The sequence below is a fragment of the 'Chrysanthemum coronarium' phytoplasma genome (assembly GCF_000744065.1).
GTDB lineage: Bacteria > Bacillota_I > Bacilli_A > Acholeplasmatales > Acholeplasmataceae > Phytoplasma > Phytoplasma asteris.
The window spans coordinates 1-8,891 of sequence record NZ_BBIY01000045.1 but is presented as its reverse complement, the minus strand read 5'-3'; the positions used below and the strand labels follow the sequence as shown (position 1 = coordinate 8,891).

At 27.4% G+C, this 8,891-nt stretch carries 7 protein-coding genes; all 7 read right to left on the bottom strand.

The features are described 5' to 3' along the window. Nucleotides 1-681, bottom strand: a 681-nt coding sequence (locus OYV_RS02805; RefSeq protein ID WP_042068172.1) for an HD domain-containing protein, incomplete at its 3' end; no start/stop codon positions are given. A 67-nt stretch (nucleotides 682-748) separates the two neighbouring features. After that, on the bottom strand, nucleotides 749-1,912 hold the full coding sequence (gene mnmA / locus OYV_RS02800) for a tRNA 2-thiouridine(34) synthase MnmA (RefSeq protein WP_269077288.1): 1,164 nt from the start codon (nucleotides 1,910-1,912) through the stop codon (nucleotides 749-751). Nucleotides 1,913-2,007: 95 nt separating this feature from the next. Beyond that, on the bottom strand, nucleotides 2,008-3,954 hold the full coding sequence (locus tag OYV_RS02795; RefSeq protein WP_042068170.1) for an NAD+ synthetase: 1,947 nt from the start codon (nucleotides 3,952-3,954) through the stop codon (nucleotides 2,008-2,010). 405 nt (nucleotides 3,955-4,359) lie between these two features. After that, nucleotides 4,360-5,061, bottom strand: coding sequence for a hypothetical protein (locus tag OYV_RS04480; RefSeq protein WP_052360409.1), 702 nt, complete (start codon nucleotides 5,059-5,061; stop codon nucleotides 4,360-4,362). Nucleotides 5,062-5,221: 160 nt separating this feature from the next. Further along, a complete protein-coding gene (groL, locus tag OYV_RS02785) occupies nucleotides 5,222-6,832 on the bottom strand; it encodes a chaperonin GroEL (protein ID WP_042068169.1) in 1,611 nt (536 codons plus the stop codon). A 181-nt stretch (nucleotides 6,833-7,013) separates the two neighbouring features. Next, nucleotides 7,014-7,283, bottom strand: a complete 270-nt coding sequence (locus OYV_RS02780; protein ID WP_011160495.1) for a GroES family chaperonin — start codon at nucleotides 7,281-7,283, stop codon at nucleotides 7,014-7,016. 247 nt (nucleotides 7,284-7,530) lie between these two features. Continuing rightward, nucleotides 7,531-8,247: a hypothetical protein gene (locus OYV_RS02775; protein WP_042068167.1), complete on the bottom strand. Its 717-nt coding sequence runs from the start codon at nucleotides 8,245-8,247 to the stop codon at nucleotides 7,531-7,533. Nucleotides 8,248-8,891 lie beyond the last annotated feature (644 nt).

Below are 8,891 nucleotides of genomic sequence, written 5' to 3'. Positions count from 1 at the left end.
AATTTTGGTAATTGATTCTTCGCGTTGTTGTTTTTTTAACCGAATTAAATTAGAAACACGATAGTATTCTTGAGTAAAAGCATACCTTAGAGACAAATCTTCTAATTGTGATTTAATTTCAAAAAGCCCTAAACGATGTGTTAAAGGAGCGTGAATTTCTAAGGTTTCTTTGGCAATACGTAATTGTTTTTCTGAAGGAATCGCATTTAAAGTTTGCATATTGTGCAAGCGGTCAGCAATCTTTACAATAACAACTCTAATATCTTTTGCCATTGCTAAAAACATTTTTTGTTGATTATCGGCATGTCCTTGATTTTTGTGAAAAGCAATTTTGGTAAGTTTAGTTGCCCGATAAACTAAATAAGCCACGTCTTCGCCAAACAAAGAAGTTAAATCTTGCATAGTAGCATTAGTGTCTTCCAAAACATCGTGGAGTAATCCTGCCATTAAAGTATTGGGTTCGCTGTTTAATTGTGCCAAAATTTTAGTCACTACACAAGGATGAATAATATAGGGTTCTCCTGTAAAACGTGTTTGCCCGTGATGTTTTTCTTTGGCAAAAAGATAGGCTTGAGTAATTTTTTGCAAAATGGTGGCATCTTGAATATTTTTGGAAATCACAGCCATTAAATCTTGATATAATGTATCTTTTTCTAAAGTTAAATCGGAATCTAAAATCATCTTATCACCTTCTTTTTTAAGGATTTGCAAAAAAACTCAAAGAAAATAAAAGAAATCAAAAAATAAATTAAGTGTATAGTCTTTTTGTGCCTTGAAAATAAACTTCTTTAATAACGCCTGCCCCACAACAAATATTGTTATCATAAAAAGCACATATTTGCCCTGGAGTTACTGCTTTAATTGTTTGAGGATAATGAATTTCTAAGTTGTTTTGGTCTAGCCAAGTTAAAATAACGTCTTGATTGGGTTGGCGGTAGCGCATTTTGGCTTGTAGGTGCAAATTGGTTTTTTTGCCGCGCCAAACAATATCACCAATTAAGGCTTTGTCGCTGTATAAATAAGGATGTGTGCTACCTTGTTCTACGTATAAAGTGTTAGTTGGAAGGTGTTTGCCAACGACAAACCAAGGTTTTTGGCTGGGAACATCACCCAAACCTAAATTTTTACGTTGCCCTATGGTATAATACATTACTCCTTTATGATGTGCTAAAAAAGTCCCATCCAAAGTTTTAATATCACCTTTTTGAGCGGGTAAATAGTTGCTTAAAAATTGAAAAAAATTTCTTTCACCAATAAAACAAATCCCTGTGGAATCTTTTTTAGTGGCATTAATTAAATTATTTTCTAAAGCAATTTGGCGTACTTCTTGTTTTGTGAGATTGCCCAAAGGAAACAAAATATTTTGTAATTGTTTAGTTGTTAGTTGTGATAAAAAATAAGTTTGATCTTTATTTTGGTCAACAGCACAAGCAAGTCGTGGAACTAATTTTTGGTCTGAAGAAGTTTCATATATAATGTTAGCATAATGTCCCATAGCAATATATTGAGGGGCAAGTTTTGTTGTTGCATACTCAATAAAATCTCTAAATTTAATTTCATTATTACACAAAATATCAGGATTCGGAGTAAGATTATTTTCAAATGCTTTGATAAAAGACATAAAGACTTTTTGCCAATATTCTTCAATAAAATCAACACGATGCAACTTAATTCCTAGTTTTTCAGACACTTTTAAGGCATCTTTATAATCTAGTTCTTGCGGGCATATGTCATTTAAAGTGGGATTACCTTGGATATCAAAATTAAGATTGCTATCCCAATTACGCATAAAAACTGCTTCTACCAAATAACCTTGTTTTTTTAAAAGAAAAGCAGCAACGGCACTATCAACTCCGCCTGATAAACCAACAACAACTTTTGTCATTTTTTGCTCCTTTTCTTTGTTTTTAATTTGTTATGTGTGTGTATGTGTTTTGATTTGTTATTTTGATGATATTTATTGATGTTTTGAGATTTTATATTTTTAGAACTTTGATTTATTGCTTTTTATTCTTGTCTTTGTAGATAAATAGGAAGCAAAAATTCGTTTCTGGGCGAAAGACTATTTTCTAAAACTTTAGGACCTGGTGCCATATTTTGTCTTTTAAATTGATTTTGATAAAAAGTTTTCAGATATGAAACAACTAATTGATTGCTTTTTTCTGGACTCCAATCAAAGGCAATTTGCAACAACCAAGCAATTTTGGTTTTGGTAAAACCTTTTTTGATGTGGCAACAAAGAATAAAATCTTCCATAATTAATTTTTGGTTGATGTTTTCTTGCACTAATTTTTGATATAATTTTTTTAAGGCAGGTGTAATTTGTAAATAGTTTTTTTCTAAATGATAAAGTAATAATTCTTTGACTAAAACATTAGGAACGCCAGCATTGACATTATAAATGTGGTCGTAATGACTACGAGGATTGTTTTTTCCTAAAGCCATATCCGAAAAATTATTATTTTCTAACAACAAAAACTTTTGTGTTTGGGAAGCTAATTCCTTTAAAAAAACTTGATCTAGGTCTTTGGGAAAAGAAGCAAGTTCGTTTGACAAAGTAGAAATGTTGTTAATATCGTTAAATAAAGTAGCTGTTTCGTTTGCTTCATTTATTTCATTTGTTGCGTTTGTGTCATTTGTGGCATCAGTTAGATTAGTTGTGTTAGTGGTGGCATCAGTTTTGTCAAGTCCCAAAAAGGCTAACAAATCTTTTTTCTTTAAAAAACTACTTTCACAAATGTGGCAAACTCCTTTGGTTTGTAAAAAATCTTTTAGGAGTTGATAATGAGTTTGGTTGGAAAAAAGAAGCGGATTTAGGATTACAATGAAATCTTCTAACGGTTTTTGCAACAAGGAAAAGCTTTGAAAAGCAACTACCAAAGTTAACAAATCATTAATATTTTCAGTAATTTCTACAATTATTTTGGCGTTTAAATTGCTAAGTTTAGTTTTAAGTGCTAATACTTGGATTTCATTTGCCAATTTTAAATGCGAAGCAACATTTGATTGAGGAATAAAAGGTGTTTGATTAATTGGTTTTTCAAAGTGATAATGGGGCGTTTCTTGGAGTTCAAAATAAGCTTTTAAAAAGGGATGTTGTTTTCCTATTCTTTGGTCACCATAAGTAGTATCAATTCTTCTTTGAAATTTAATTAAATCAACACAAACATCAACTACTAAACTTACATCTTGATTAAATAAATCTTTTTCGGCGACCATTTCGCCTAACAAAGCAGCCATTTTGTGATTGGAAAATAAATTATCAACAGTAGATTCAGTAATTCCGCTACTAGTGTAAAAATAGCCTCCAATTTGTTTGCGCGAATGATCAAGAACGGCATTTTTTCTTAAATCAAGTTTGCCTATGTGATCGGTTGAGGCAGAAGGATTAAAAATTAAATGAGCGCCGTTTAAGGAAAGTAGATCACCAGGAGAAAAGACAGTCCATAAATCTTGACAAATTTCTACGCCAAAAATAAGATCAAATTGGGAATTAATAAATAAAACATCTCCAAAAGGAACTGTTTGACCCAAAATTTGGATGTATTGGGATTCGCAGGTTTTGCCTGATTGAAACCATCTTTTTTCGCTAAATTCTTTATAATTGGGAATAGTTTTTTTAGGGGTTATTCCTAATATTTTATCTTTTTGAATGATAACTGCTACATTAAATAAAACTTCATGCAAAGCAAGAGGCATACCTAAAATATAGACTCCTTCAAAAGAATTATTTTTTAAAAGCCAATCTAGAGCTTGAAAATTTTGTTCTAAAAAAGTAGTTTCAAAAAAAAGATCTCCTGCTGTATAACTACTTAAACAAAGTTCGGGGAACAAAACAAAACTGGCTTTACTTTTGTTTAAAACATTTTGCATACTATAAGCATTTTTTAAGGGATTACCTACTGTTAAAGGAGGGCTTGATAATTCAATTTTAATAGAACCGTTTTTGTACATTTTCTTTCATTTGCTTCCTTAGTTATTCATTATTTAATAATTAAAGATTAATATTTATGATAATTAATATTTTTTATTAAGATAATTTATAATAATAACTATAATTTTTATTGTTTATATTTAAATAATTTAATAATTTTTTATGATGTTAAATAAATTGATAAATATTTAATTTATGGTTTGGGATGATAAAAAAAATAAAACCATTATATATATTATATAATTTTTTAATAATTTTCCCAAATAAAACCTTATAATTGATTCTTTTTTATTATTAATAATAATTTTTGATTATAATTGTATTTATAAAGATTATTTTATTGCTAAAAACTATTATTAATAATAAAGATAAATAAAAAAAACTAGGTTAAAAAACCTAGCTTTTTAAATAATGATTAAATAAGATTATTTATTGTTTTTGTTTTTTTTAACAAAGAAAAACACACCACCAGCAACGGCAGCAACAAATACAACAGCTACTAATGTTAAGAACCACACTGTTTTGTACCAAGGTGTTTTAGCTACAGTAAATTCAAAGACAACTTGTCCTGAAACAGTAGTTTTACCATCTACAGCTTTAACAGTAACTTTATTAGCATTGTCGTCTTTACCAACTGTGAAAGTTACGTCGTCTTTGTTTACAGTTGCAGGAACTTTAGCTCCAGCTTCTTTTAAAGCTTTTAAACCAGCTTCTGCATCTACTTTGCCATCTTTAACTGTAAGTGTAAGTTTTTTGTCTGTGCCTAAAGTTAATTTATTTAATTCACATACGCCTACTAAACTTAATACTTTTGAACCTGATAAAGCTTTTCCAGCATCACCATCTGCAGGTGTAACTGTTACTTTATTATCAGCAACCGCTACTTTTACAGAATCTTTTGTTACTTTTGCATTCAATGAAGTGTTTTGAACTTTCCATTGTTTAACAACTTTTTCTGCATCAGCAGCATCAGCAGCAGTAAGTTCAAGAGCGTCTTTACATTCTAAAGTGCTTAAATCTAGTTTATCATCAGCAAAAACTTGAACGCCAACAAACATTAAAGCAACAGCAGCAAATAAAACTAAAACTTTAGCAACTAAAGATTTTTGAGTTTTTTGATTTTGCATTGTTTGTTCTCCTTTCTTGTGTTATATAATTATATGGTTTGAGTTGTTTTCTAACAAAGAGTTAAAAGACAATCAAAACCTACTATTATTTTAACATGAAAAAAGGAAAAATGGGAGATAATAATTAAAAAAATAAAGCTTTATTAGTTATAAAAAAAAATTATTCTTGTGTTCCTAAATCAAAGTTATTATCTTTATTTTCTTTCAAACTTACCACAGCAGCCTCAGTTGTAATCATCAAAGCAGAGATAGAAGCAGCATTAAGAACAGCTTGACGAGTTACTTTAGTAGGGTCAATTATACCTTCTTTTAAGAGACAAACATACTTACCTTCTTTAGCATTAAACCCAAAATTTAAGGGTTGTAAAAGTTGTTGCTTTACCACATCTTTACCTGAAAATCCTGCATTATAAGCAATTTGATAAGTAGGTACTAAAAGACTTTTTACTACTACATCAATTCCTTGTTGTACTTCTTTATTATCAGATACCAAAGTATCTTTTAATTCTTGATAAACCTCAACTAAAGCTTTTCCACCACCAACTACAATTCCTTCAGTAATAGCAGCTTTAGTAGCATTAAGAGCATCTTCAATACGTAATTTTTTATCTTTTAATTCAGTATCAGTTGCAGCCCCAACTTTAATTAAGGCAACTCCTCCTGATAATTTAGCTAATCTTTCTTGCAAATTTTTAGTTTCATAATCAGAAGTAGCATTTTTAATTTGAGTTTTTAATACTTGAATACGTTTTTCTAATTCAGGACTTTTAGAATTGCTTATCAAAGTAGTATTATCTTTTTTAATAATAGCTTTATTGATATTTCCTAAATCATCCATTTTTAAATCTGCTAATTTCATATTAAGTTCTTTAGAAACAAAATTAGCTTTTGTAAGTACTGCAATATCTTGTAACATTTCTTTTTGATTATCACCAAAACCAGGAGCATTAGTTACAACTACATTAAAAGTTCCTCTTAATTTATTAGCTACCAAAACCCCTAAAACTTCATTTTCCACAGCTTCAGCTACAATTAATAAAGGTCTAGATGCTTTTACTACTTCTTCCAAAATAGGTACAATTTCTTGCACAGTACTAATTTTATGATCAGTTACTAAAACTAACGCATTTTCTAACTTTACTGTCATACTTTCTCTATCAGAGACAAAATAAGGAGAAGCATATCCTTTATCGTACTGCAATCCTTCAACAACTTCTAATTCTGTTTCAAAACCTTTGGATTCATCAACATTAATAACTCCATCTTTTCCTACTTTTTGCATCGCTTGGGCAATGATTTTACCAATTTCTTGACTACCTGATGAAACAGCAGCCACATTTTGAATATCTTCTTGGGCGTCTACTTTTTTAGATTTAGCTAAAAGTTTTTTGGCAACTGTTAATGCAGCTAACTCAATTCCTTCTTTTACTAAAACAGGATTAGCTCCTGCATCAATTGCATCAAACCCACGATGAATCATACTTTGTGCCAAAACAGTTGCTGTAGTTGTTCCATCTCCTGCTTTATCGTTAGTTTTGGAAGCTACTTCATATACTAACTTTGCTCCCATATTTTGATAAGGATTTTTTAATTCAATTTCTTTAGCAATAGAAACACCATCATTTACAATAGCAGGTGAATCATAGGCTTTTTCTAAAATAACATTACGTCCTTTAGGTCCTAAAGTCACTTTAACAGTATTTGCAATTGCATCTACTCCTTGTAATAAAGCTTTTCTTGCTTCTTTGCCATAAAGTATTTTTTTACTCATTTTATTACTCCTTAAATATTTTGATTATTGATTATTATATCTTTATATCTTTATTTATTGATTTATTGATATTTAATCAATATTTATAATTTTATGATTTATAATTTTAAAAAAAGTTTAAAATATTGTCTTTTTATTTATTAATACTTAGTTTATAATTATTTATCTTATCTATATTATCTTATTTAATTTGTGCCAAAATATCTTTTACAGCAACAATTAAATAATCTTTTTCTCCTAAAGTAACTTTGCTACCAGAATAGCTTTTATAAACTACTTCATCATCTTTTTTTAAACCTTCAACTTTGGAACCTACTCCAACAACAACCCCAACAGAGGATTTTTCTTTTTCTGATAAAGCCAAAATAATTCCGCTAGCTGTTTTAGTTTCTTCCATTTTCAATTTTAAAACAACATTGTCATGTAAAGGGATAATTGTTTTTTGTTTCATGATTAAACTCCTTTTAATTTAATAATTTATTATAGCAAATAAAATATTTTTGTAATGATTTAATTTTGGCAATAAATAATTTAAGTGCCAAAGCACTTTTATTATATCATAAGATTTAATAATTGGCAAGTATTAAAAAAAATAATTTGGTTTGGAGGATTCAAAAATTTATTTTATATTTTTGGTAAATATTATTAAATTTGTCTTATTGGTAATTGCAAAAAAGGTTTTTCATTTATGTTATTGTTTATTCATAAAAATAAGTTTGATAAATAATCTTTAATCTTGGATTAAGATAAATAACACAAACAAATAATAATAAATTACAAGTAATAACTGTTTCTAAATTAAGAACAAAAATAGTGATAAAGGAAGTTATTTCATTAGCAAAAAAGATATTATAATATGGATTATCTTTTAGAATATATTTAATACTTGGCAAATAACATAAATAACCATTTATAGCATAAAGACAAACATGAGTTAACATAATTATAATTAAAATACTTAATAAACGTATAATATTTTTTTTATTAATATTAAAATGACTTAAATCTTTACAATATAATAATCCTGTAAAAGACCAAGATAAAAGAGGTATTAAAGTTTTTAAAAGATAATTCAGTATAAAAAAAGGTACTTTATTAATATTTATTTTTTCAAGCAAAAAAATATCATAATCAGCTAAAATCCAAAAATGTCCCAAAGTAGTTACAAATTCACAAAAAAGATAAATAAGAAGCATTAAATAAGCTTTCTTAAATCCAAAGAAAAACCCTAAATAAAATAAAGGTACTAAAGCCAGATTAAAATAAGCTTTATAAGTTAAAGGAGACCTAAAATAATCATATAGCCCCATTTGTTTAGAAAGATGAAATAATATAAGAGCTAAAGCAAGTATATGAGCTGCTAGAATATATTTATGCAAAGTCTTTTTAGTCTTTTGAGCGATGGAAAAATACAAAATATTGCTCCTTTTAGTTTTCTAATATACTTGATAAATTATTTTTAAGGAATTATTATATCACTTTTATCACCTCAATTATAACATATATCAAAATACAATAACATAATGTTAATATAAATAATTTATTCAATTTATCCAACAAAGATAAATAATTTCAATTAGGATAAAAAAAAATAATGGATATAAAATATCCATTATTTATTTATAATTATTATTTAATTTTTGTGTTAATTCATCTAATCCACCATACACTTCTTCAAGGGATTTTTGTAGGCGATTACTGAGTTTTTTCAAAATGTTGTTTCTTTTAAAAAAAATATTTTTCTTATTACCTATATTATAACATTAATAATTTCAATAATTTAAAGTTTTTTTAAGTTTTTATAATTTATAAATAATTTTATTTATTTTTTTACAACAACAAAAGCCGTCCAATAATTAGGACAGCAAAATTAATTAAAAATATTTAATTTAAACTAATTTAATCAAATTAAATTAAGAAAAAAGTTGTAAACTTGGAATATAATTATTTTCAAGATATCTATACCAATATTGAAATTCAACTTTATTTAATATTTTAATATCTTTTTTTTCATAATCTTTTTTAAGTTTTAATTTAAGTTTTTGTAACTTAAAATATT